This is a genomic window from Asticcacaulis excentricus (genome assembly GCF_003966695.1).
Classification (GTDB): Bacteria; Pseudomonadota; Alphaproteobacteria; order Caulobacterales; family Caulobacteraceae; genus Asticcacaulis; species Asticcacaulis excentricus_A.
In genome coordinates this window covers 2,097,268-2,121,350 of sequence record NZ_AP018827.1, presented here as the reverse complement: position 1 = coordinate 2,121,350, position 24,083 = coordinate 2,097,268, and the positions used below count along the sequence as shown (strand labels likewise).

The 24,083-nt window shown below is 60.6% G+C and carries 19 protein-coding genes; 5 read left to right on the top strand and 14 right to left on the bottom strand.

Annotated elements, in window-relative coordinates:
• Positions 1-6: 6 nt before the first annotated feature.
• The gene (locus tag EM6_RS09810) at positions 7-510 is read left to right on the top strand and encodes an FKBP-type peptidyl-prolyl cis-trans isomerase (RefSeq protein ID WP_126422353.1); all 504 of its coding nucleotides are present in this window, start codon (positions 7-9) and stop codon (positions 508-510) included.
• A 117-nt stretch (positions 511-627) separates the two neighbouring features.
• Here EM6_RS09810 and EM6_RS09805 read toward each other — a convergent pair whose 3' ends face one another.
• Positions 628-2,046, bottom strand: a complete 1,419-nt coding sequence (locus EM6_RS09805) for a serine hydrolase domain-containing protein (protein WP_126422351.1) — start codon at positions 2,044-2,046, stop codon at positions 628-630.
• A 104-nt stretch (positions 2,047-2,150) separates the two neighbouring features.
• On the opposite strand from EM6_RS09805, the gene EM6_RS09800 reads away from it, so the two are divergent.
• Positions 2,151-3,398 carry a UbiH/UbiF/VisC/COQ6 family ubiquinone biosynthesis hydroxylase gene (locus EM6_RS09800; protein ID WP_126422349.1) on the top strand — a complete coding sequence of 416 codons (1,248 nt, stop codon included), beginning with the start codon at positions 2,151-2,153 and terminating at the stop codon, positions 3,396-3,398.
• Here the strand turns inward: EM6_RS09800 and EM6_RS09795 are convergent.
• The 11 genes from EM6_RS09795 to proB form a co-directional block, all read right to left on the bottom strand.
• On the bottom strand, positions 3,395-4,303 hold the full coding sequence (locus tag EM6_RS09795) for a LysR substrate-binding domain-containing protein (RefSeq protein ID WP_126423001.1): 909 nt from the start codon (positions 4,301-4,303) through the stop codon (positions 3,395-3,397). The two genes, EM6_RS09800 and EM6_RS09795, sit on opposite strands and share 4 nt — an antisense overlap.
• Before the next feature lie 266 nt (positions 4,304-4,569).
• On the bottom strand, positions 4,570-4,806 hold the full coding sequence (locus EM6_RS09790) for a Trm112 family protein (protein WP_172961177.1): 237 nt from the start codon (positions 4,804-4,806) through the stop codon (positions 4,570-4,572).
• 114 nt (positions 4,807-4,920) lie between these two features.
• Positions 4,921-5,796 carry a thioredoxin gene (gene trxA / locus EM6_RS09785; protein WP_126422347.1) on the bottom strand — a complete coding sequence of 292 codons (876 nt, stop codon included), beginning with the start codon at positions 5,794-5,796 and terminating at the stop codon, positions 4,921-4,923.
• Between the two features lie 82 nt (positions 5,797-5,878).
• The gene (locus EM6_RS09780; RefSeq protein ID WP_232037045.1) at positions 5,879-7,552 is read right to left on the bottom strand and encodes an MDR family MFS transporter; all 1,674 of its coding nucleotides are present in this window, start codon (positions 7,550-7,552) and stop codon (positions 5,879-5,881) included.
• 29 nt (positions 7,553-7,581) lie between these two features.
• On the bottom strand, positions 7,582-8,184 hold the full coding sequence (locus tag EM6_RS09775; RefSeq protein ID WP_126422345.1) for a hypothetical protein: 603 nt from the start codon (positions 8,182-8,184) through the stop codon (positions 7,582-7,584).
• 50 nt (positions 8,185-8,234) lie between these two features.
• Positions 8,235-8,930: a phosphate regulon transcriptional regulator PhoB gene (phoB, locus tag EM6_RS09770; RefSeq protein ID WP_126422343.1), complete on the bottom strand. Its 696-nt coding sequence runs from the start codon at positions 8,928-8,930 to the stop codon at positions 8,235-8,237.
• A gap of 18 nt (positions 8,931-8,948) precedes the next feature.
• Positions 8,949-9,635 carry a phosphate signaling complex protein PhoU gene (gene phoU / locus EM6_RS09765; protein ID WP_126422341.1) on the bottom strand — a complete coding sequence of 229 codons (687 nt, stop codon included), beginning with the start codon at positions 9,633-9,635 and terminating at the stop codon, positions 8,949-8,951.
• A 93-nt stretch (positions 9,636-9,728) separates the two neighbouring features.
• Positions 9,729-11,192 carry a histidine kinase dimerization/phospho-acceptor domain-containing protein gene (locus EM6_RS09760; protein ID WP_126422339.1) on the bottom strand — a complete coding sequence of 488 codons (1,464 nt, stop codon included), beginning with the start codon at positions 11,190-11,192 and terminating at the stop codon, positions 9,729-9,731.
• Positions 11,193-11,348: 156 nt separating this feature from the next.
• Positions 11,349-12,620 carry a glutamate-5-semialdehyde dehydrogenase gene (locus tag EM6_RS09755; protein ID WP_126422337.1) on the bottom strand — a complete coding sequence of 424 codons (1,272 nt, stop codon included), beginning with the start codon at positions 12,618-12,620 and terminating at the stop codon, positions 11,349-11,351.
• Between the two features lie 19 nt (positions 12,621-12,639).
• Positions 12,640-13,110, bottom strand: a complete 471-nt coding sequence (locus tag EM6_RS09750) for a hypothetical protein (protein WP_126422335.1) — start codon at positions 13,108-13,110, stop codon at positions 12,640-12,642.
• An 11-nt stretch (positions 13,111-13,121) separates the two neighbouring features.
• Positions 13,122-14,267 (bottom strand): glutamate 5-kinase, encoded by a 1,146-nt coding sequence (gene proB / locus EM6_RS09745; protein ID WP_126422333.1) that lies wholly within the window; start codon positions 14,265-14,267, stop codon positions 13,122-13,124.
• Between the two features lie 139 nt (positions 14,268-14,406).
• Here proB and thrC point away from each other — a divergent pair, with 139 nt between their 5' ends.
• The gene (thrC, locus tag EM6_RS09740) at positions 14,407-15,810 is read left to right on the top strand and encodes a threonine synthase (RefSeq protein ID WP_172961175.1); all 1,404 of its coding nucleotides are present in this window, start codon (positions 14,407-14,409) and stop codon (positions 15,808-15,810) included.
• A gap of 257 nt (positions 15,811-16,067) precedes the next feature.
• Complete coding sequence (locus EM6_RS09735; protein WP_269471947.1) at positions 16,068-20,753, top strand: hypothetical protein; 4,686 nt, start codon at positions 16,068-16,070, stop codon at positions 20,751-20,753.
• Between the two features lie 101 nt (positions 20,754-20,854).
• Here the strand turns inward: EM6_RS09735 and EM6_RS09730 are convergent, their stop codons facing one another.
• Entirely contained in the window at positions 20,855-21,784 is a 930-nt protein-coding gene (locus EM6_RS09730) for a TraB/GumN family protein (RefSeq protein WP_126422326.1), read from the bottom strand.
• Between the two features lie 151 nt (positions 21,785-21,935).
• Positions 21,936-23,033: an NAD(P)/FAD-dependent oxidoreductase gene (locus EM6_RS09725; RefSeq protein WP_126422325.1), complete on the bottom strand. Its 1,098-nt coding sequence runs from the start codon at positions 23,031-23,033 to the stop codon at positions 21,936-21,938.
• 84 nt (positions 23,034-23,117) lie between these two features.
• On the opposite strand from EM6_RS09725, the gene gcvA reads away from it, so the two are divergent.
• The gene (gene gcvA / locus EM6_RS09720; RefSeq protein ID WP_126422323.1) at positions 23,118-24,080 is read left to right on the top strand and encodes a transcriptional regulator GcvA; all 963 of its coding nucleotides are present in this window, start codon (positions 23,118-23,120) and stop codon (positions 24,078-24,080) included.
• Positions 24,081-24,083: the final 3 nt, after the last annotated feature.

Below are 24,083 nucleotides of genomic sequence, written 5' to 3'. Positions count from 1 at the left end.
TACGCAATGGTTTCGAATTGGATAAGACCGGTCTGTCTTTCTTTGGTGCTGGCGTCGGCCGTCTCGCTTACGGCCTGTAACCGCACCGACCCGGCCGCCGAAGCGGCGGCAGAGGCCAATATCAAGGCGGGCGAAACCTTCCTGGCGGAAAAGGCCAAGGAACCTGGCGTGCAGAAGCTGCCCAAGGGGCTGCTGTATAAGGTCATCACCCCGGCGACCGATCCCAATGCGCCCAAGCCCACCGTGCGCGACACGGTGAAAATCCATTACGAAGGCCGCCTAATCGACGGCACCGTATTTGATTCCAGCTATGACCGGGGTGTCCCCGCGGCCATGCCGCTCGATGGTCTGGTCGAAGCGTGGAAGATCGCCGTGCCTCAGATGAAGACGGGCGAAACCTGGGAACTCTATGTCCCGGCCCAACTCGCCTACGGCGAGACCGGGGCCGGACCCATCCCGCCCAACAGCGTGCTGGTCTTCAAGATTCAACTGATCGGCATTCAACCGTAAACACTATAGCGGAATGATCTCTTCGGGATCATTCCGCTCAAGCCGCCATTGAGGCGGCGGCCAAGGTGGCGCAGCCACCGCCCGGCGAGGGGCTAAACAAAAGCTGGATCATTATCTTCATAATGATCCAGCCGCCGCGCGCGCCGACATCAGGACCGAGCCTACGGCGGTCATGGTGTCCGGCGCGGCGTCATTGGCGCAGGCCGCAGCCACCGTGCCCGCCTTCGCATCGACCAGCACCTCGCCGTACCACATCGTGTTTGATCCGTTGTGCCACAGGGCGCCATCCGGACGCACCACCCAGCCCAGCGCATACTCATCGCCGAAGTGCGGTGTGTGCAGCGCGTCCCAGCTCTCAGGCTTAAGCAAGCTGGCCGGACGATCCCGGTGGGCGCGCAGATAGAGCAGCATGTCCGCCATCGACATATGCACCCGTCCCGCCGGGCCCAGAGCCACGGGATTGTCAGTGGGCAGGCCCGGCCCGACCGGCATGGGTTTGCGCTTATGGCCATTGACGGCGTGGCCCAGAGGCTGATCCATCTGACCCGGACGCCCCGGAGCGCCAAAGCCCGCACTGGTGATGCCAAGCGGCGTGAACAGCTCTGTCTGGATGAGGGTTTCCCAGCTTTTGCCGCTCAGTTGCTCCAGCATGGCCCCCGCGATGATATAGCCATTATTGGCATAGACGTTTTGCGCGCCAACCGGGCCAACCGGCTTCTGTTTCAATGCCGCCAGCGCCCATTTGCGCCGCTCCGCCCGCGGGTCAGGCAGGGGGTCACGGCTGTAGAAGACCGCGTTGATGCCGTCGAGATTGGGCTGAAGCCCCGCACGATGGCTCAGCAGATGCAGCAGGGTGGCGTCGCGATAGGCCGCCGGAACGGGACTGCCGCGCTCGTCCAGCACTTCGCCTACTTTGGTGGTCCATTTGATCGCAGCGGCATCGACCAGACGCGCGCACAAGGTCGCCGTCATCGACTTGGTGATCGAGCCCCAATGCCATTGGTCTTCCATCTGCACGGCGATCTCGTCTTCGCTGGAGCGGGCTCCGGCGGCGAAGATTTCAGTTTGCGTGCCACGTGACCATGCGGCCGCCATACCGGGCGTATAGGCCGCCAGTCGCTTGTCGTTCAGCAGTTCGCGCGTCAGCGGCGGATAGACGGGCTCTGGTGTCGCTTCGGCCACCTCGCCGCGGGTGAAGCGCAGCGGCAGGGGGGCGCCCTGCGTAAAGGTGCCGTCGATATGGTGATCGTCCGTAAGCACCCCTTCGAAGGTCGCCTTGATCGCGGCAAAGGCCAGCTTGATCCGCTCGTCCTCAATGGCGACGCGGGAGGCCGGAATGCGCGCATTGCCCTGATCGACACTGAACAGGGTCGCTCCCTTGGCGTCGATCTCCAGCCGCAAGGTCAGGCGTACCGCCCCTGCCGCCAGCACGCCTGTCCAGCGTCCATGGAACGGGCTGTCGGCCGCCAGTGCGCGCGTTCCCACCATCAGGCCAAAAGCGCTCATCAGCGATTGCATCTGCCGGCGTGTCATCATCGGAAATTCTCCCCTGTGCGTATCAACCATAAAGAATTGCGGCATGGGGTCGCTACTGAAATAATTGTAATGCAGCCCTCTTTGACAAAGGCTAGACTGAGACCATGAACACGCAGGCTGATCTTATCATCGTTGGGGCCGGTATGGCTGGTATGACCGCGGCTCTGGCTCTGGCCAAGGGCGGGCTGAAACCGGTACTGGTCGAGCGGCAACCCCTGTCTGAGCAGGTAGAACCGAGCTTTGACGGTAGGGCCTCGGCCATCGCCTATTCCTGCTTCCGCCAATGGCAGGCCCTGGGTGTGGGTGCATCGCTGGAGCCCCTCGCCTGTCGCATGGATGAGATCATGGTCACCGACGCCCACCTGCCGGGGGCTTCGACGCAGCGACCGTCTCCCTTCTTCCTGCATTTCAACGCAGGCGAAATCTCCGACCGTTCGGGCAACGAACCTCTGGGCTATATGCTGGAAAACCGCCATATCCGCGCGGTCTTGTATGAAGCCGTGCAAAAGGCCGGTATCCGCGTCATCTGCCCGGCCAGTGTCACGGGGATCGAGGAAACCGCCACCCGCATCCACCTGACCCTCAGCACGGGTGAGACCCTGTCCGCCCCCGTCGCGGTGGCGGCCGAAGGGCGTAAATCAGGCCTGCGCGAACATGCGGGCATCCGCACCATCCGCCGCGACTATGGCCAAAGCGCCGTTGTGGCGACGGTGAAGATGCAATACCCGCATAACCACGTGGCGTATGAGTATTTCCTGTCGTCAGGCCCCTTCGCCATACTGCCGCTGACCGATAATCGCGCCTGCCTCGTCTGGTCGGAAAGCCATGCCAAGGCCAAGGCGCTATTGGAGGTACGCCCCGAGCTGTTCCACGCCCACCTGATGCAGCGCTTCGGTGATTTTCTGGGTGAGGTCGAACTGAACGGGCCGAAATTCATCTATCCGCTGTCGATGGCGCTGGCTGAGCACATGTATCGCGGGCGTATCGCCCTTCTGGGGGACGCGGCGCATGGCATCCACCCCATTGCCGGTCAGGGGCTCAATCTGGGCCTGAAGGACGCCGCGGCCTTTGCCGAGGTGGTCATCGAAGCCGCACGGCTGGGCGAAGACCTCGGTTCGGAGTTGGTGCTGGAACGCTACGCCCAATGGCGGCGCTTTGAAAACGTCTCGACCTCGATGATCATGGACGCCTTCGTGCACCTGTTCTCGAACAACAATCCGCTGGTGCGGACGCTGCGCGATCTGGGCATGGGCATTGTCAACAATATCGCCCCGGCGCGACGCTTCTTCATGGAAGATGCCGGCGGCGCGACCGGCGACCTGCCGAAGCTGTTGCGCGGCGAACCGGTTTAGGTTTTACCGATTACACCAGCCAGAAGACGTGCCTCGGCTGAACGCGAGGACCCGGCGCGCCAGATCACCACAATATCGCGATAGGCGTGATCCGAACGCAGGTGGCGGATGGCCACAGACGAGCGTTCGACCAGGCCGGACTCCACCGCCATTTCGGGCAGGAGCGAGACGCCGAGCCCCGCATCGACCATCTGCACCAGCGTATTGAGCGAGGTGGCCGCAAAACCGCCATTGAGCGCCTGATTGACATCACTCGCGCCCGGCGCATTCCATTGGCAGGCCGCAAGCGCATGATCGCGCAGACAGTGCCCGTCTTCGAGCAGGATCAGCTCGGCCGATTTCAATGCCTCGGGCTCGACCTCGGTTTGCTGCGACAGGGGATGGTCCTTCGGCATGACCGCCAGTATCTCATCTTTGCAGATAAAGGCGTGGTCGAGCCCGCTCAAATCATACGGCAGGGCGATGACCGCCGCATCGAGACTGCCGCTTTTCAGCGAGGCGATCAGACGAGAGGTCTGATCTTCGCGCAGGAACAGCCGCAACTGCGGAAACTCCTGACGCAGCTTCAAAAGGGCCTGCGGCAACAGAAACGGCGCGATGGTCGGAATGACGCCCAGACGGAACCGCCCGGCCAGCGGCCGATTGGCCCCCTTGGCGGCCTCGACCAGATCTTCGGTGCGCGCCAGTATGTCCTCGGCGCGGCGCAGGACGTCCTCACCGATGGCGGTCATAATGACCTGTCCGCGCGAGCGGTCGATCAGGCGCACCCCCAGCGCTTTTTCAAGCTCGGCAATGCCGGAAGACAGGGCCGGTTGCGACACAAAGGCGGCTTCGGCGGCGGCGACGAAACTTTTGTGCTCATTGAGCAGCCTGAGGTACTGGAGCTGGCGCAGGGTCGGTAACATGACGGCCATATAAGCAATTTTTATTTAAATCGCAAATTTCCGACATCGGCTTTATGCAATAAACCTGATGGCATAGTGAAAACTTAGCTCACCGCTGTCAGGGTCGGTCTGAGATTGAAAGGAGGCGTCGATGTCAGACCGCTTCGAGGAGCAATCGCAGTCCCTGCTGGACTATGCCGAACCGCCTACGGAACCGCGTCTGGCGCGCCCGTTGACAGAGACAGACACGTCTGCCTCACAAGGCCTTCATGTCAAAAAACAGAAACTTAAGCCTTTTGGGGCTCGAAACGCCGTGCCTGATCGACCAGCATAATCGGCACGCCGGAACGGATCGGGAAAGCCAGACCGGCGGTTGGCGACAGCAGTTCCTGCGCGGCCTTGTCGTAGGTCAGCGGACGGCGCGTGACCGGACAGACCAGCGCTTCGAGCAGACGCGGGTCGATTTCGGATGTATCGGGCACAGGCGAGTCGCTGGTCGGGGTTTCGATTTCGATCTCAGACATGCGCTTCCCTTCTAGAGCGCAATCCGATAAAGTGGGCACCACTTTTCGGAAAAATTGCGCGATCAAACAAAAACTTAGAGCCATTCGCCAGCTCAACTGAGCTGACGAATGGTTCTAGCTGAACAGCAGCGACGACAGTTTGCGACGCCCGGCCTTGGTGATGTCAGACATCTGCCCCGCAGCCGCGAAAATCTTGAACAGGTACTCGCGCGCCTTCTGGTTTTCCCAGTCGGGTTCGGCCTTGATGATGGCCAGAAGTTCATCAATTGCCGCAGGCAGTTCGCCCTGCCCCGCCAGACCGCGCGCCAGATCGTAGCGCGCCGCGTGATCGGCGGGGTCGGCGGCCAGACGCGCGCGCAGCCCCTCCAGTTCCGTTGGCGCACCGTCCGCCAGTTCGAGCGCGGCCCGCAGCCCCTGAATATCGGCATCCTTGGCATCCGCCGGGGCCTGATCGAGCACAGCCCTAGCCTGTTCCGGTTGTCCGACCTTCATGTACATCTTCGCCACACCGGCGATGGCTTTCAGGTTTTGCGGGTCCTGATCCAGTACGAAGGAATAGGCCTCCATCGCGCCGCCCAGATCCCCCTGCTCCAGCGATTGCGCCGCCAGCGCCAGCGCGTCGTCGATCGACGGCGCACCATCGTCACCACCGACGCCCAACTTTTCGATGAAGGCCTTCAGCTCCGATTCCGGTTTGGCGCCCATAAAGCCATCAACGGGTCGCCCGCCCACAAAGGCATAGACGGTGGGAATGGACTGCACGCGCAACTGACCGGCAATGACCGGGTTCTTGTCCACGTCGATCTTGACCAGCTTCACCTTGCCATTGGCCTCAGTGACGACCTTTTCCAGTGCCGGGCCCAGTTGCCGGCACGGCCCGCACCATGTCGCCCAGAAATCGACGATGACCGGCACGGTCTGCGAGGCTTCGAGCACCTCGGTCACAAAGGTGGCGTCGGAACCATCGATAATGTGGGGGCTTAAGGCCATGATCTGCTCAACCTTTTTTCTGTATCGTCTTCCTACTCAGGATGGGAAGCGAAGGCAATCGGCGCAAGGCATCGCACCCGAATTATTCCGGTGACGGTTCTCTTGAAGCGTCTCTGGGTGGCTCACCGGGGGCTTCCCCCAAAGGCTCCGGGTCACGGAAGGATTTGAGCGGCAGTTCGGGGATCAGGGCGGTGGCCAAAAGCCCCAGAATCGACACCAGAAACCCTGCAAACATCACGCCTTTGATGGCATCCGAGATCGTATCACGCACCACCGGATCCAGCGGTGCCCGTGCGCCCGCCCCTTGAACAGACGTTTCTGTCTGACTGGCCAGCGCCATGCGTTCAAGTTCGGCCAGCGACAGGACCTGCTCATGCGCCGCGCTGGCCTTAGGGGCCATGACCATCAGATTGTGCGTCAGGACCGCACCGAAGACCGCCACCCCAATGGTCGAGCCGATCTGACGAAAGAACTGACCGGCGCTGGTCGCTACACCCAGCTCGCGCTGTTCGACGGCGTTCTGAACCGCCAGATTGAACAGGCTTTGCGCCGGCCCCAGACCAATCCCGATCAGGGCGACACGCCACACCACGTCCCACACCCCGGCGGTGTTGGGAAGCGTCGCCAGGCACAGGGCCCCAAGGGCCGTCAGGGCCGCCCCACCCAGCATGATCAGACGGTACTTGCCGAACCGGTGCACCAGAAGACCGGACAGGGTGGCCGAGGCAATCAGGCCTACGGTCAGCGGCATAAGCGCCAGTCCCGAAGTCGTGGCCGACAGCCCCAGCGCCAGTTGCATCAGCAGCGGCAGGAAGGAAACCAGACCCATAAAGGCCATGAAGATCAGAACCGAAGCCAGATTGGCGCTGGCGAAGGTGCGGTTACGGAACAAGGACAGGGACAGGATCGGGTTTTCAACCCTGGCCTCAACGGCCAGAAAGGCGATCAGGGCAATGGCCGCACCGATAAACAGGCCCAGCACCAGCGGCGAGGTCCAGCCGTCTGTACCGCCCAGACTTAGGCCCAACAGGAAGGGCAGGAAGGTCGCCAGCAACAGAATGGCACCGGCAAAGTCGATCTTGCCCCCCGTGCGATGCAGCAACTTGGGCGTCTTGACCAGAATCATGAACAGGGCCAACCCGGCCAGCGGCAGGTTGATATAGAAGACCCAGCGCCAGCCCGCTATGGGCAGGCCGAACAGGTGGACCGTGCCCATATCGGTAAAGAATCCCCCGATCAGCGGGCCTACCACGCTGGCGATACCGAAGGTCGCGCCGAACAACCCGCCCAGCTTGGCGCGTTCACGCGGCGGGTAGAGGTCAGCGATCACCGCAAAGGCCGAGGTCATCAGCGCGGCACCCCCCAGCCCCTGAATGGCCCGAAACACGATCAGTTGCACCATGCCGCCGCCCAGTACGGGCAGGTCGCCAAATTCTCCGGCCATACCGCACAGGCCTGAGCCGACAATGAAGATCACGACGCCGATGACCAGGATCGGTTTGCGACCGTAGATGTCCGACAGCTTGCCATAGATTGGCACCATGACGGTCGAGGCCAGAAGATAGGCCGTCGTCACCCAGGCGTAGAGATCAAGCCCGGACAGATGCGCCACAATGCGCGGCATGGCCGTGGAGACGATGGTCTGATCCAGCGCCGACAGCAGAAAGACGATCATCAGCGCGATGACCGTGACCCGGCGCTCGGCCGGCGTAAAGGTTTGCGGCGTATCCATACGGCCCTCAGATGTGCGTTTCACACACCATACCGGCAGTCATAGCGATCGCGCTACTGCAATCGTTTTGATTCACTCAGGAAGCACGCCAGCGCCTTCTGCGCCGCGGCCTCTGTGGTCAGAGCAGGAGAGCGCAGGCGGTCGTGAAAGACAGGCCGGGCGTGCGGCCCTTTCAGGGGTGCCGAAAAAAGCTCAAGCCAGCGTAACCCGGCAAAGACAGGCTCCTGCTGAGGCAGGATCAGGTTCGGGCTGTCGAGTCGTACACGCGCCAGCAGATGCCAGGTATCGGGACCATCCCCGCTGTCGTCACGCACCACCGTCAGGTCCTCAAAGTCATCGGGGGTAAAGTGCCGCTGCAAGCGGTGCCGCCCGCGCGTCACGGTCAGGGTGAAACACCCCGGACGGATCTCCCATAGTTCATCCGGAGACAGGGCGCCAAACACCACAAAGGCCAGCCCGACCGAAAGACCACCAGCTATAATGAAACCGAAGAACAGACTGAGCACCGACAGAGGCCAAAGACCCCGCCCCAGCTCAAGCACCACCATCACACAGGCAAACAGGCCAACGCCTGTCAGTATCCAGCGGATAAAGACCGGCATGGGTCCACCGAAGCGGATCACCTCATCCACATCATCAAGGCTTTGTGCATCCATGCCTTTTCATAACACGGATCGGTGAAGCAACCGCGACCAAAGGCGGTTAATCAGCCCTGCATATCCAGCGAATAACCGGCGGAACGCACGGTGCGGATCGGATCATAGTCGGTATCGGCATTGAGCGCCTTGCGCAGACGACCGATATGCACATCGACCGTGCGGGCTTCGACATAGACGTCATTGCCCCACACGGCATCAAGCAGTTGTTCACGGCTGAAGACGCGCTTGGGGTGCTGCATCAGGTAGTCGAGCAGCTTATATTCCGTCGGCCCCAGATGCACGTCGCGGCCCGAACGCTGCACGCGGTGCGACAGGCGGTCGATGACGATTTCGCCGAAGATGACGCGGTCTTCCGACAGACCCGGACGGATACGACGCAGGACAGCGCGGATGCGTGCCACCAGTTCGACCATCGAAAACGGCTTGATCACATAGTCGTCGGCGCCCGTATCGAGGCCCCGGATGCGGTCGGTTTCTTCCGAACGCGCTGTGAGCATGACGATGGGCAGGTTGCGCGTCTCGGTCTGGGCGCGCAGGCGGCGCGTCACTTCGATGCCCGACACCTTCGGCATCATCCAGTCGCAGACCAGAAGGTCCGGCTGACGCTCATTGATCATCATGAGGGCTTCGTCACCATCAATGGCAACCCCTACCTCATAGCCCTCTTTTTCGAGGTTATATTGCAGAAGCGTGGACAGGGCGTCTTCGTCTTCGGCGATAATGATGTAGGGTTTTACGCTCATGACAGTTCCTGATGGCCCCTATAGGGTGGACATTTTCGGGCGATCATCGACATAGTCTTCGCCCGTGATTTCGTAATGGATGTGTTCGGCCATATTGGTCGCGTGATCGCCGATCCGCTCCAGATTCTTGGCCATAAACAGGATGTGGGTGCAGGCCGAAATGGTGCGCGGATCACCCATCATGTAGGTCAGAAGCTCGCGGAACAGCGCGTTATAGTGCTCATCCACCTCAGTGTCCGACGACCACACAGCCATGGCCATGTCGAGCTTGCCGGACTTATAGGCATCCAGCACATCGCGCAGGCGCGACGACACCAGCTTGCCCATACGTTCAATCGAGCGCGTCAGCGGCGACATCGGTTCGGCCTCGGCAATCACCAGCGAGCGCTTGGCGATGTTTTTGGCCAGATCACCCGTGCGCTCCAGCGAGGTGGCAATCTTCATCGCCGCCACCGTCTTGCGCAGGTCTGCCGCCATCGGCTGACGCAGGGCGATCAGACGGATGCACTTGCGTTCGACGTCACGCTCCAGCTCATCGAGCTTACGGTCCCGTTCAATAACGCTTTGCGCCAAGGCCACATCACGGCGCGCCACGGCTTCGACCGCGTCGGCGACCTGCGCTTCGGCAAGCCCGCCCATCAGCATCACTTCCGCGCTGAGCTGGTCGAGTTCTTCGCCGTAGGTTCTGACGATGTGATTGTTCATGACGCAAGGTTCCTTACCGAAAGCCCATATGTTGAATTTGTGACAAGCTTATTACACCATGCCGCCCACAGCGGCAAAACTGTCATTTTTCGCTTAGCGCGCGTTCACAAACCCAACCGTCGGGCTTTCCTTATAGCGACCGGGCTGAGGGAAGCAGGCGGTGAAGCTGGTATAGGTCTCAACCGGTCCTGTCGGGGCGACATCCAGCCCGCCATAGGGCAGAAGGTCTTTGTCCGCCAGAGCCGAGGGTTTGGCGACGGATTCGACCCCAAGGGCCCCGCGGTGGCGATTGATAATGTGCTTGACGATGGCCAGACCCAGCCCTGTGCCCAGACGGTCGCCCGACTTCTGGCCCTCAACGCGATAGAAGCGCTCAGCCAGTCGCGGCAAAAACTCGCGACGAATCCCCGGCCCGCGGTCGGTGACGCGCACCACCGTGTACCAGGCCCCGCGCTGATCGGGTCTGAGCAGCACCAGCTTGGCCGCCGCCGGATCACGCGCGCCAAAGGCCTCTTCGAGGGTGCAGTCATTGAAAATTTCGATGTCTATGGTCGAACCGGCCGGAGCGTATTTCAACGCATTATCCGAAAGGTTTTGCACGACCTGCAACACCTGATCGCGGTCGGCGGTCAGGAAGTACTGGCCCGGTGGCGGCCCGCTGAGGGAAAGAGAGACGCCCTTTTCCTGCGCCAGAATGCTGAGGCTATCCATCACGTCACGAGCGCACAACGAAATGTCCGCTTCCCCGGACGGCGGTACGTGTTCGTTCATCTCGATGCGGCTAAGAGACAGAAGGTCCTGTATCAGACGCCCCATGCGGTCGGCCTGCGACGCCATGATATTCAGGAACTTGTCCCGCGCCTTCAGATCATCCTTGGCGTGACCGCGCAGGGTTTCGATAAATCCGGTCAGCGACGCCAGAGGCGTGCGCAGTTCGTGCGAAGCATTGGCGAGGAAATCGGCGCGCATCCGCTCGATGCGGCGGATATCGGTCTCGTCGCGGATAACCAGGAGGGCCAGACGGCGCAGCCCGCCTTCGGTCACCGGCAGGGGCGAGGTCCAGGCACGCCAGAACTTGTCCTGAGCGCCGGAGGTCTCAAAAACCGTGTCGCGCTCGATATTGCCGAACAGAGCCTCATCGACGGCCTCCAGCACTTCGGGATAACGCAGCGAGGAGACGAGCAGACCACCCTCCTTGGCGATACCGAAGGCTTCGACGGCCGCCGTATTGGCAAAGACGATCCAGCGGCCAGCAATGTCATTGGGCTCAATGCCCGACACGATCATCACCGGATCGGGAATGGCGCGCAGCACCTCCTGAAAGCTCGGCCCTTCCGGTTGCACGCGCACGCGCTCCGGAACCGGCACCACATCGGGCACGACGGTGTTTTTGTGGCGTTGTAACTCGCTATAGGTGACCAGCAGGCTGACGGCCAGGATGCCCACCGCCACCCACACCAGCCACTGCGCGCCCGGCGCCATCAGGGCAAGCGCGATCAGGACCAGAAGGCCCAGAACCAGAGGTAGAAAGATGCGCTTGCGGGGTTGCGCCGCCATATATGTCGGCTCCTGATATTGTGGCGACCATAAGACCCCGGCGTGCGTTAACAACCTGTTATCCATCAAAGGTCTCCACCCCGGTTTTTATGGGCAGGACCTAAGCTGATTTGAAGACAGAGGCGTGACAGGCTGGTTAAAAAGCCGGATGGTTTTTTAGGGCCGGGTCTGGCCGCTGCCGCGCACCACGTATTTGAAGGTGGTCAGTTGCTCGGCCCCGACGGGTCCGCGCGCGTGCATCCGGCCGGTAGCGATGCCGATTTCCGCCCCCAGTCCGAATTCCCCCCCATCGGCAAACTGCGTCGAAGCGTTCCAGATGACGATGGCGGAATCGACTTCGTTGAGGAAAGCTTCGGCGGCTTCCGGGTCTTCGGTGATGATGGCCTCGGTGTGCTCGGTGCCATAGGTGCGGATATGCGCGACCGCTTCACCAAGACCATTGACCACGCGCACGGCCAGTATCTTGTCGAGATATTCGGTGCGCCAGTCGTCCTCGGTCGCCGCCGTCATCGGCTGAACAGCGCGCGCCGCTTCGTCACCGCGCAGTTCGCAGCCTTTTTCGATCAGAGCCAGAGCGATACGCGGCAACAGGGTTTCGGCCACCGCCTTGTCGATCAGCAGGGTTTCGGTCGCGCCGCACACCGAAACGCGGCGCATCTTGGCATTCAGCACGATAGAGACAGCCTTGTCCGCATCTGCAGCAGAGTGGACATAGGTGTGGTTCAGCCCTTCGAGGTGGGCCAGAACCGGTACGCGCGCTTCGGCCTGCACGCGCGCCACCAGTGACTTACCACCGCGCGGGATGATCAGATTGACCGCCTCATTCAGACCGCCCAGCAACAGGCCCACAGCGTCCCGGTCAGCGGTTGGCACCAGTTGCACAGCGGCGGGCAGATCGGCCTCGGCGAATGCCTGTTCAAAGGCGACGAAGATAGCTTTGGCCGAGTTCAGCGCTTCGGACCCGGTGCGCAAAATGGCCCCGTTGGATGAGCGAATACACAGGGCCGCCGCATCGGCAGTCACGTTCGGACGCGATTCATAGATGATGCCGATAACGCCGATGGGGGTGGAGACGCGGGCAATATCGAGCCCGTTCGGGCGCTCCCAGCGCGCCAGTTCCTTACCCACGGGGTCGGGCAGGGCCGCTACTTCCTCAAGGCCTTTGGCCATGGCTTCGACGCGATCCGGGTTGAGCACCAGACGCTCGACCATGGCGCTGGACAGACCCTTCTGTGAGGCCGCTTCGACATCGGCCGCATTGGCGCTCAGAATGGCGTCCCGCTGCGCGCGTATGTGCTTGGCTGCGCTGAGGATCAGTTGCGTGCGCGCCTGCGGCCCCGCCAGACGCAGCGCCTCAGCCCCCGCCTTGGCCTTGGCGGCCAGATCGGTCATCAGTTGCGAGAGGGCGACATTGGCGGAAGTGTCCATTGCTTTATCCTGTGTGAACTTACTGGGTCACGCTGTAGATTACCGCGGTCGCATCATCCGCCGCCGTCAAAATTCGTTCATGTGACTGCGCATCAAAAGCGGGCAGTTGCATTAAAGCATCAAGCCAGTAGGTCACTCCCCTTGCACCCGATGGCAGGGTTATCTTTTGCGGAGCGTTCACAGGATGCAGCCCGGAGCGTTTAATCAGTGCCCCCTGCCTGCAATACACATGATAGAACCGCTTATCCTTCCAAGGGCCCTTAGCCTTAACGCTTGCTTCAAGTGTTACCTTTTCAACGTCCGCCCATTTGAAAGCCAGCCCCAATACGCCGTCTTCCTTTTCACCCAGCATGGACGTCTCAAAGCCATCGGCTGTCACCGTAACCGAGATTGGATGTGGACGCGTGGAAGACTTTCGCCACCAGAAAAGGCTTTGCAGAGACAGCAAAAGAATAACGACTATCAATCCTAGGACATGAACTTCTGACATCCCCACCCCCATCACACCATCACCAGATCGTCACGATGTATGACCTCATCCCCCGACGTATAGCCTAAAACGCCTTCGATGTCGCGGCTCACCCGGCCCTTGATGGCAGCAATGTCGTCCGAGCTATAGGCCGCGATACCGCGCGCCAGTTCGCGCCCATCGTGCAGGACGGACACGCTATCGCCCTTGTCAAACAGGCCTGCGACCGAACTGATGCCCGACGGCAGTAGCGATTTGCCGGACGATAGCGCTTTGGCGGCTCCGGCGTCGATATGGATTTGACCTGCCGGCACCACGGTCCCGGCGATCCACGCCTTATAAGCCGCCACCGATGAGCCTTGCGCGGCAAACAGGGTGTAGCGTGCGCCCTGACTCAGCGCCGACAGCGGCCGCAGGGCCTGACCATTCATGATGGTGGTCGAACAGCCCGCCGCCCCGGCGATGCGCGCGGCGGCGATCTTGGTCGCCATGCCGCCCGTGCCAACACCGGCAGCGGCATTGGCTCCCCCGGCCATGGCTTCGATGTCCGGCGTGATGGTTTCGACTACAGCAATATGTTCCGCTGAGGGATTATTGCGCGGATCGGCGGTGTAAAGCCCGTCAATATCCGACAACAGCACCAGCGCTTCAGACCGCACCAGCATGGCCGCCCGCGCCGCCAGCCGGTCATTGTCGCCATAGCGTATTTCTTCGGTCGCCACGGTGTCGTTCTCATTGACGATCGGCACGACGCCCAGCTTGAGCAGGGTGTCCGCCGTTTCGCGGGCATTGAGCCACCGCCGGCGGCGTTCAGTGTCCTCGCGCGTCAGCAGGACCTGTGCGACCTTGATGCCGTGTTCCGAAAAGACCTCGTCCCAGGCGCGCATCAGGATCGGCTGCCCGGCGGCCGCCGCCGCCTGCTTACGATCGAGCGGTAATTGGCGCGTGGTGAGCCCCAGATAACGCCGCCCCAAGGCGCCTGCCCCGGAAGAGACGATCATTACCTCCACACCGGCCTTACGCAGCCGCGCCACGTCTTCGGCCAGACCGCGCATCCACAGCGTATTAGCGGCCCCTGTTTGCGGATTGACGATCAGGGCCGAGCCGACCTTCAGCGTCACGCGCTTCGCCTGCGCAATATGCGCCGGAAAGTCCGATTTTATGGCCGCGACCGTCATGGAAAGTCTTTTCTCAGGCGTCTGAAAATGATAGGCCCGCCGCGAGTGTTTTATCGCGGGCGATACCCTTGCGCCTATTAGCGGACAATCCCTTCGCGAAGCAAGAAGGGTTTGAATGCTTTTAAGAAATGGTAACAAAATGAACTATATCGGCACGCGCGGTTTCAAAGATCAACGCAGCTTTGCGGGCGCCCTGCTCGACGGTCTGGCACCCGATGGCGGACTCTATGTACCGGAAACTTGGCCCCACGATGAAACAGGCTTTGATCTGCATGCCGCAGCGATGGGGGGGTACGGCGATCTAACTGCCCAACTTTTACTAACCTTCGGTGTTGGTGTACTTGGTCCGGAGGCGGTCATGGCGGCGGCCCACCGCACTGAAGCCGCCTTTCTGCGCGATGGGGCCGTGCCGCTCACGCGACTGGAAGACGATCTTTATCTGCTCGAACTGTACCACGGCCCGACCCACGCTTTCAAAGACATGGCCATGCAGATGATGGCCCCGCTGACCGATGCGGCCCTGTCGCAACGTGGCGAAAAGCTCACCCTGGTGACCGCCACCTCAGGTGATACGGGTGCCGCCGCCGTGCGTGCCTTTGCGGGGTCTGAGCACGTCAAACTGATCGTATTCCATCCGCTGGGCCGCGTCTCACCGGTGCAGCGCCTTCAGATGACAACGGTTCAGGCCGATAACGTGCTGAATGTTGGCGTGAAGGGTGATTTCGACGACTGCCAGAAGATCGTCAAGGCGCTGCTGTCTGAGCCGTCTTTGAAGGCACAGGGCCTGATCTCTTCGGTCAATTCGATCAACTGGGGCCGCCTGTTGGGGCAGGTCCCCTACTATCTGGCCGCTGCGGCCCATTCGGGCCTGGCCAAGCCGGAATTTGTGGTGCCGACCGGTAATTTCGGCGACGCCTTTGCCGGCTGGGTGGCGCGCCAGATCGGCGGTAATGTCGGCCATCTGCACGCCGCCGTGAACCGCAACGACGCCCTCAATCAGGCCATCAATAATGGTCGCTATGTGCGCCGTCAGGCGGTTGAAACCGCCTCCGTCTCGATGGACGTGCAGGCGCCGTCAAACTTTGAGCGGCTGGTCTTCGAAGCCTCCGGCCGTGACGCGGACGCAACGCGCAATCTGTTCGATGCCTTTGGGCAATCGGGTGAAGTGGCATTGTCCGGCAATCTGCAAGAGGCCCTGAAATCTGAAGTTTCAGCCTCGACCATTTCCGAAGAACAGACCAGAGCCACCATCAAGCAGGCCTATGAGCGCTGGGGTCAGGTCATCTGCCCGCACACCGCCGTGGCGCTTTCGGCAGCCCTGACCCGCCGCGAAACCGGCGAGGCCACGGGCGGACAGATCGTTCTGTCCACGGCACACGCGGCTAAGTTCCCAGCCTTTGTGACCGAGGCGCTGGGCTTTGAGCCCAAGGCCCCTGACGCCATCACCGATCTCTATGGTCTGACGGAAACCCTGACCGAAATGCCCGCCGACATCGCCGCCGCAGTGACAACGGTGAAGGCCTTTATCGAGTGGATCGACTGAAACGAGTCGATCCGCACCCGACAGCACTGTAAGCGGCACGGCTAAGTCGCTTACGGTATTGAAAGACCACACCCGCTTTCGTCACCTGAGAGCGCTGCACTTTAAAAACGACTGGCCGAGGGTGTTGAGGGTGGGCCTCCCCAGGTGAGGCGCACTCTTGTTTTACAACCTGAAGCATGGCAGTTTCGCAAGCTGTGTGCCCAAGGCCATATGAACAGGGGGGTGGTATGGTTTTATATACTTCACGTGACGCGATTATGGCGTCTGCATCCAATCGCGCCGAGACGGCACAGGTCACCACGGGCACGGACGGAGACGATGTCCTGACCGGCGGTGATGTCTATCAGGCCAATGCCACCCCGGTCAGTGTGACCCCCGCAGGCACGGTTGGCGACGCAGCCTCCTACCGCCCCGTCATGTCGGGTGATGGTAAATTCGTCCTGTTTACCAGTCAGGCTTCGAATCTGGTCGCGGGGGATACGGCAGGCACCGAAGACCTGTTCATGCGCAATCTGGAAACGGGCGAAACCCTTCGGGTCAATGTCGATGGCACGGGTAACCGGGTGAATGTTGACGACGGAGGGTATCGGAGCACCGCGGCGGATTATGTATTCTCTCCCGACAATACCAAGGTGTATTTTGTTGCGACGGAGAAGACACCGACAAACAGCTACGTCGATTATATCTATGTCCGCGACCTGATCACCAACACACTGACAAAGGTACCGGGTGCGGCGGCAAATCAGACGGTAGGGGTCGAACTGGGGGGATTGCAGATTTCGGCCGATGGACGCACGCTCTATTATGGCTCAAACAATAATGCGGAACACCCTGGCGCAGCCTATACCAACAACATCTACTCCCGTGATATTATTACGGGTCAGATCAAGCTCTTATCCGGCTTCAATCTCGCCTCAAACAACAGCGGCAGTGTATCCGGTTCCGGCTTGCCGTTCAGCGTTTCGGACGATGGCCGATGGTTGGTCTTTAGCAGCGCTTCGCGCCTAAGTGCGGACGATGTGAACGATCAGACCGACTTTTATCTGCGCAATCTGGTCACCGGCGAGACCCGCACCATAGCCTCCGGCTTTCGCCTCAACGGCACGCCTTACTGGACGTCCTATGCTGAAATTTCGGCGGATGGCAAAAAAATCGTCTTCATAAGCAAGGTTCCGGATATTGCAGCCAATGCCAACGGAACAGGCATTTTCGTTATGGATGTGGCCAGTGGCGCCATCACGACCATTGCCTCGCAGATAGACCCTTGGGCCGCCGAAACCCCCGTTCACTTTGTGGGCAATACCCACCTGATTGCCTATGTCGGTCAGGGGGCCAGCATCGCGGGCGTCGAAAACAGCACCATGCTCGATCTTCTGGTAACGGATATCGAGACGCTTGAGACCCGGACGGTTGCGTATAATTACCGACTGCCTGATCTCCTTGACAATCTAAGCTTGGGCTTCAGTGGCTCAGATGATGGTTCGCGTCTGGCGCTTGCTACCGTTCCCAACTCATCCACGTCGGTGCCGGGGACGCACATTCCCGGCGATAAAAACGGCGCGGCAGATGTCATCGTTGTCGATCCGCGGCAAGAAGCCGTTCTGGGGGGCAATGATACGCTGATTGGCGGCAATGGCAACGATACCCTTTACGGTCTGGGAGGTAATGACAGGCTGGAAGGGGGGAGTGGAAACGACCGCCTGATCGGCGGGCGCGAAAACGATACGCTTATCGGCGGTGCGGGCGACGATGTTTATGTGTTCGACACCGTCAAGGCATTTAGCGGTGAGCCCCGTTTCGGGGCGTTCAATAAAGACACCGTCATCGATTCTGAGGGTCTGAACACGATTCTGATTACCGGCGGAGCCACCGAAGCCGACATCATCTACGAAGTCGTGGGTAACGATCTCTATATTGCCGTGCGTGAGTTTGGCTACCCTGAACCGACGGCGTCTCAGGCGCAACACCGCATCCGCATTGTGGACGGCATTATCAACCCTATAGCCTATATCCAGTTTGACGGCTCGCCTCCACGCCTGGTGCTCAATGGTACCGCAGGCAATGACACGCTGAGCGGCGATGGCGGCGACGACCGCATCGATGGCGGAGCCGGAGCCGACACATTGAATGGCCGCTCCGGCCACGACACCTATTTTGTCGATAATGTCGGAGATGTCGTGGCCGAGCTGTCTCCGGAAGGCATTGATTATGGTGGCACTGACACCGTCTATGCGTCGGTCGATTTCACGCTGCATACCACCATCGAACGCCTGAGGTTAAGCGGAACGGCCAATATAAACGGTACAGGCAATGGCTCCGCCAACTGGCTGATCGGCAATAGCGGCAACAATACGCTGATCGGTCTTGGCGGAGACGATCTGTTGGCCGGTGGGGCAGGTGATGACCGTCTGGAAGGCGGAGACGGTGCAGATACACTGCTCGGTGGCGCGGGTGCGGATCAACTGATCGGCGGCGCTGGCAATGATACAGCCGATTACAGCGATGCCACCACCCAGGTTGCAGCCTTCCTGAACAATGTGGCAGGGAACCGCAACGATGCGGCGGGCGACACCTATACTGGGATCGAGCGTCTGAGAGGCTCAGCGTTTAATGATATTCTGGGTGGCGACCACCAAAGCAATTCGATCTATGGCGGCGATGGCAACGACTATCTTTACGGTTATGAAGAGGGTGACTCTCTTTACGGCGGCGATGGCGACGATATTTTGGAGGGTGGGGCCGGTAGTGACGGTATAGACGGCGGGGCGGGCTACGACATCGCCTCCTACCGGAATGCTACCAAGGGCATTATTATCAACACCAATGTGCCCGACCTGCTCAATACCAATGCCGGTGAAGCCCTAGGCGACCGGATGTCTAACATCGAAGCGGTCTGGGGCAGTGATTTTGCCGACACAATTGTCCATGCCTTCGGTGCCATATACGGTTTTGGCGGCGATGACCGCCTGACCGCTTATAGCGGCGATGAATATATAGATGGTGGCACCGGGGCCGACACCCTGATCGGCGGGGCCGGTAACGATACCTATGTTGTCGATAATGTCGGTGACGTGGTGATAGAGGCCGACCTGCAGGGGGCCAACGATCTGGTTCTGGCGTCCATCAACTACACGCTGGGTGAGAGTGTCGAAAACCTGACCCTGACCGGCACGGCCGATCTGTCAGGAATCGGCAATGTCAAGGCCAATATCCTGCGCGGTAATGCCGGTAACAACAGCCTCAGGGGCGGTGGCGGCAATGATACGCTGTTCGGCGGCGACGGCGACGATACGGCCGTCTTCACAGGGCGAGCAGAGGATTACACGATTGTGGCGTCGCGTGACGGCTTTGTCGTTACGGACAAGCGCTACGGAGGAGACGGGTCTGACATCCTTGTGGGTATCGAACGGGCGCAGTTCAGCGACGGCGAAGTCGTGCTGGGCAATATCGTAACCCTCCCCCTCCTCAAGGGCACCAGCGCCGCGGATATTATGGTCGGCAGTGACGATAGTGAGCGTCTGGAAGGCGGCGATGGCGACGATTACATTGTCGGACGCGGGGGTAACGATCTGCTGATGGGGGGGATCGGTGGTGATATCCTGCTGGGGGATACGGGGAATGACCGCCTCTATGGCGAAGTCGGCAACGATCACCTCTATGGGGGTGACGGCAATGACATACTGTACGGTGGCGCGGACGCGGATCGCCTGATCGGGGGGGCGGGGGCGGATCGTCTCAATGGTGAAGACGGTGACGACGTCATGTTCGGCGAAGAGGGTGACGACGTGCTGGAGGGGGGCGACGGGTATGCCTATCTGCATGGCGGAGACGGAGACGACATCGTGCGCGGCGGCCGCAATGGCGATTTTGTCATTGGTGGTAACGGGATTGACCAACTCTACGGCGGCGATGACAGCGACCAGTTATATGGGGATGCCGGAAACGACTCATTGTTTGGTGAAAACGGAGACGACTTTTTCGCGGGCGGCACGGGCAATGATCAGATCTATGGCGGGGCCGGTAATGACACGGCCTTTGCACAGGATGGCACTGACATACTGGACGGCGGGGATGGCAATGACAACCTGTACGGCCAAGGCGGTAGTGACACGCTCTATGGCGGCTCAGGTGACGACCTGTTGATGGGTGGCGATGACAGCGACGCACTGGAAGGCGGCCTGGGTAAGGATTCACTCTATGGAGAAAGTGGTGACGATACGCTCTCGGGTCAGGAAGATGACGACTTGCTGGTCGGGGGTGTCGGAAAGGATATCCTCTATGGTGGCACCGGTAACGATGTCCTGTATGGTCAAGGCGACAATGACACCATCTATGGCGATGCAGGTAATGACAGCCTGATCGGCGGCCAGGGTAATGATATCCTGCGGGGAGGTGACGGTGACGATTTCCTGACCGGCGAAGATTCGGACGATTCGATCTGGGCCGGGGCTGGCAACGACGTCCTCTATGGCGGCGAACATCAGGATACGCTGTTTGGCGAAGACGGTAACGACTTCCTGTTCGGCCAAAATGGCGAAGACACCCTCTATGGAGGGTTTGGCAGCGATGTTCTCGATGGGGGCGCGCACAATGACCGCATTGAAGGCGGCGCTGACAGTGATACGGTGACCGGGGGAGGCGGCGCGGATATTTTTGTCTTTTCAAGTCAGTTTGGCACGGACACGGTGCGGGACTTCAACGCAGCCGAAGGTGACCGGATCCAATTGACCCTGGGAAGCGCGTCACTGCGACTGGTTTCCGGCACTAATTTTTTTGCCGGTTCAGGAGTCGGCCCAAAGACGGCGGTAGTCACGGTCTATTACGACACCGATACAGGAATCCTGTATTATGATGGTGATGGCACTGGCAGTGAAGCTGCGATCCAACTGGCACGGTTTGATAACAAGCCCTCCCTCAGCGCCGACCACTTCGTATATAGCTAACGAAGCTGCGCCGATGGTTTGCATTTGAGAGCGTGAGATCGCGCTTCATCGTCTAGGTGTTTGATCCCGGCCTTTGATGGTGCGGTTTTCGACATATCGCTCTAGTTTTCAGGTGCGGACACCCGGTAGCCTTTGGCGCGCAGCTTTTCGAGCACGCCGCCTTTGCGCAACAACTGGCCTAAGGGCAGGACGGCGACCGTCTTGCCGGGTTTGTTCAGGGCCTCGCTGACGGCGCTGACGGAGTCGGTAATGCTGCGGTTCAGCGTCGCCGTGGCGGTGGGCGGTCCCGACAGGCATTTCATCAGGACCGAGCCCTGATAGAGGCTGCGCAGCGTGGCTATATCCCCGACGGACCAGGCCTGAGCGGCGCGCGGTGCCCGATCCATATCGAAGTCGATATCGTCCAGCGTGTAGCGCAAACACGCTTCGCTCGCCTCTTCGCTCATGGCATTAACCGCCTTGAACAAAGGCCCGCTGTCGTAACGCCCGGCAGCGCGAGAAGACACGCCAGCCGTACGCGCCAGACGCCTGATCGTCGTCAGCGGCTCGTTCTCACTGAGGCCATATTTTTGCAGCACCTCACGGCGCAAACGCGCTCCGGCCCAGACCGGTTTGTCTTTAGCAAAATCGCGGGTGGACACACCCGCCCGGCGCGCCGTGGCCTCATAACGGGCATAGAGATCACCGGGCAAGGCGTCTTTCAGCCGACCGCCACCCGGCAAACCCTTATTGCGCATCAGGGACCATACGTCGCCGGGGCCCGTGCTGTTGTCCGGTGGCGTGATCAGCCCATTGGCCCCGCGCAGAGCATTTTCAATGCGCGTCGTCTTCCACACCTGCTTTTTGGGAAACACCGGCAGCACGCCGATAATGATGACCTGACTGTCGTCATCCGACACGCGCCACAAGGCCGGACCGACCGCCGCCCTGCCCCGCACCACGACCTCATCCGCCCAATCCTCCTGCGCCGAGGCGGTAACAGGTAGCAGAACAACACACAGGCTGAGCAGGAAAAGACGAAAGACTTTCATACGTCGAATTGTGGCGCGATTTGGCAACAGTTTTGTAACGGTTAAGTCACGGACCCTGCACCGGTTAACGGGAGCAAACGATAACCCCGCCTCAGTGTGAACTGAGACGGGGTCACATACACCCAATTCCGGGGGCAGGGGCGTGCCCCGGCTACTTCACACCCAGCTTCTTTTGCAGGTCCGACGATGAGGTCGTGTACTGGAAGCGCAGCTTCTTGTCGGGGAAGACGTAGCGGAAGACGGCCTGCGCCGCCAGAGCGCCTTCGTGGAAGCCCGACAGGATGAGCTTCAGCTTGCCCGGATAGTAGTTGATGTCGCCGATGGCAAAGATTTGCGGCGTCGAAGTCTCGAACTTTTCCGTATCCACCGGGATCAGGTTTTCGTGCAGGTTGAGGCCAAATTCCGCCACGGGCCCCAGCTTCATGGTCAGGCCGAAGAAGGGCAGGAAGGTATCGGCGTCGATGTGGATTTCCTTACCATCATTGTCTTCGATGGTGACGCCGGTCAGCTTGTGGCCCGTTTCACCGGACAGGGCTGTGGCCTGACCGATGATCAGGTCCATCTTGCCCTCTTCGACCAGCTTGCGCATCTGCGCCACGCTGTGCGGAGCGGCACGGAAGTCGTCGCGGCGGTGCATCAGGGTCACGCGCTCGGCAATGGGTTGCAGGTTAAGCGTCCAGTCGAGCGCGGAATCGCCGCCACCCGAAATGACGATGCGCTTGCCGCGGAAGGCTTCCATCTTGCGCACGGCGTAGTGCACGCCGATGCCCGCGCCGATGTTTTCAAAGCCATCAATGCCGGGGATGGGCGGCTTTTTCGGCTGGAACGAGCCACCGCCGGCGGCGATCAGGATACAGCGCGCGATGACCGACGTGCCCTGATCGGTCGTTACCTTCCACTTGGTCGTGCCGTCTTCCTGCTCAAGCTTTTCGACCGCCACAGCCATTTCACCGAGGTGATATTTGGCCCCAAACGGCGCGATCTGTTCCAGCAGGCGGTCGGTGATTTCCTGACCGGTGATGATCGGCCAAGCAGGGATGTCGTAGATAGGCTTTTCCGGATAAAGCTCGGCGCATTGACCGCCCACCTTGTCGAGAATGTCGATCAGGTGCGCCTTGATATCGAGCAGGCCCAGTTCAAACACGGCAAACAGGCCCACCGGGCCCGCGCCGATGATCACGGCATCGGTTTCCCAGGCCTGACCGGCTTCGAGGACTTCGATAGCGGGGGACGGGTGCGCGTCACTCATTTTTGTCTCCGGAACGCAAAGATTAGATTTGTTAAACGATAGATGCGCTATATAGAGCGCTGGGTTTAGATTGGATAGTTTTCAATGTCGCGTGACCGTCTGCCGCCGCTGTCGGCGCTTCGGGTGTTCGAAGCCGCCGCGCGCCACGAAAGTTTCAAGCACGCCGCCGAGGAGTTGTTCGTTACGCCCGGCGCGGTTTCTCAGCAAATCCGTCTGCTGGAAGAACATGTCGGTGTCGAGCTGTTCGTGCGCGACGGCCGCCGTGTGGTGCTGAGCGACGCCGGTAAGGCCTCCTCGATCATTCTCAAAGAAGCCTTTGAAAAGATGTTCGAAGCGACGCGCATCATGCGTCAGACGCAGCAAAAAGGCCGCGTGACGGTGTCGGTGGCCCCCAGCTTTGCGGCCAAATGGCTGATGCCGCGTCTGGGTGATTTTTCGGCCGCCAATCCGGACATCGACGTGTGGGTGTCGGCCGATATGGCCCCGACCGATTTCGCGGTTTCGGACATTGATCTGGCCATCCGCTATGGCACAGGCAACTATAACGGGCTGAATGTCGAGCACCTGCTCGAAGAAGCGGTCCTGCCCGTCTGCTCGCCCGCCTTGTATGAGGCCGCGCCGATCCGCAAGCCTGCGGACCTGGCGCACCACACGCTGTTGCACGATGTTTCCTCGGACCTCGACCCGTCCGATCCCGACTGGGCCATGTGGCTCAAGGCGCACGGTGCCGATGAGATTGACGCCTCGCGTGGGCCGCGCTTCAACCAAAGCCATATGGTGATCGAAGCGGCCGTCGCCGGACGCGGCGTGGCTCTGGCCAAGCGTACCATTGCCGAGGCCGATCTGCGCGCCGGTCGTCTGCGCGGCCTGTTCAACGAAAAAGATGCCCCGGTCAGCTTCGGCTATCACCTGGTGTGGCCGCAAACGCGCGAACCGTCGATGGCGCAGGTGCGTTTCATGGACTGGCTGCGGGCACAGGCGCGCGATCTGGGCCACGCCTCCGCTCAGCCGCAGGACAGACCGGTCTTTGCCGCGCAGGGAATCTAAATC

Excerpts from the sequence above, each read along its gene's own strand:
- EM6_RS09810 (WP_126422353.1), top strand. The coding sequence starts at position 7 with ATGGTTTCGAATTGGATAAGACCGGTCTGTCTTTCTTTGGTGCTGGCG.
- EM6_RS09805 (WP_126422351.1), bottom strand. The coding sequence starts at position 2,046 with ATGATGACACGCCGGCAGATGCAATCGCTGATGAGCGCTTTTGGCCTG.
- EM6_RS09800 (WP_126422349.1), top strand. The coding sequence starts at position 2,151 with ATGAACACGCAGGCTGATCTTATCATCGTTGGGGCCGGTATGGCTGGT.
- EM6_RS09795 (WP_126423001.1), bottom strand. The coding sequence starts at position 4,303 with ATGTTACCGACCCTGCGCCAGCTCCAGTACCTCAGGCTGCTCAATGAG.
- EM6_RS09790 (WP_172961177.1), bottom strand. The coding sequence starts at position 4,806 with ATGTCTGAGATCGAAATCGAAACCCCGACCAGCGACTCGCCTGTGCCC.
- trxA (WP_126422347.1), bottom strand. The coding sequence starts at position 5,796 with ATGGCCTTAAGCCCCCACATTATCGATGGTTCCGACGCCACCTTTGTG.
- EM6_RS09775 (WP_126422345.1), bottom strand. The coding sequence starts at position 8,184 with ATGGATGCACAAAGCCTTGATGATGTGGATGAGGTGATCCGCTTCGGT.
- phoB (WP_126422343.1), bottom strand. The coding sequence starts at position 8,930 with ATGAGCGTAAAACCCTACATCATTATCGCCGAAGACGAAGACGCCCTG.
- phoU (WP_126422341.1), bottom strand. The coding sequence starts at position 9,635 with ATGAACAATCACATCGTCAGAACCTACGGCGAAGAACTCGACCAGCTC.
- EM6_RS09760 (WP_126422339.1), bottom strand. The coding sequence starts at position 11,192 with ATGGCGGCGCAACCCCGCAAGCGCATCTTTCTACCTCTGGTTCTGGGC.
- EM6_RS09755 (WP_126422337.1), bottom strand. The coding sequence starts at position 12,620 with ATGGACACTTCCGCCAATGTCGCCCTCTCGCAACTGATGACCGATCTG.
- EM6_RS09750 (WP_126422335.1), bottom strand. The coding sequence starts at position 13,110 with ATGTCAGAAGTTCATGTCCTAGGATTGATAGTCGTTATTCTTTTGCTG.
- proB (WP_126422333.1), bottom strand. The coding sequence starts at position 14,267 with ATGACGGTCGCGGCCATAAAATCGGACTTTCCGGCGCATATTGCGCAG.
- thrC (WP_172961175.1), top strand. The coding sequence starts at position 14,407 with ATGAACTATATCGGCACGCGCGGTTTCAAAGATCAACGCAGCTTTGCG.
- EM6_RS09735 (WP_269471947.1), top strand. The coding sequence starts at position 16,068 with ATGGCGTCTGCATCCAATCGCGCCGAGACGGCACAGGTCACCACGGGC.
- EM6_RS09730 (WP_126422326.1), bottom strand. The coding sequence starts at position 21,784 with ATGAAAGTCTTTCGTCTTTTCCTGCTCAGCCTGTGTGTTGTTCTGCTA.
- EM6_RS09725 (WP_126422325.1), bottom strand. The coding sequence starts at position 23,033 with ATGAGTGACGCGCACCCGTCCCCCGCTATCGAAGTCCTCGAAGCCGGT.
- gcvA (WP_126422323.1), top strand. The coding sequence starts at position 23,118 with ATGTCGCGTGACCGTCTGCCGCCGCTGTCGGCGCTTCGGGTGTTCGAA.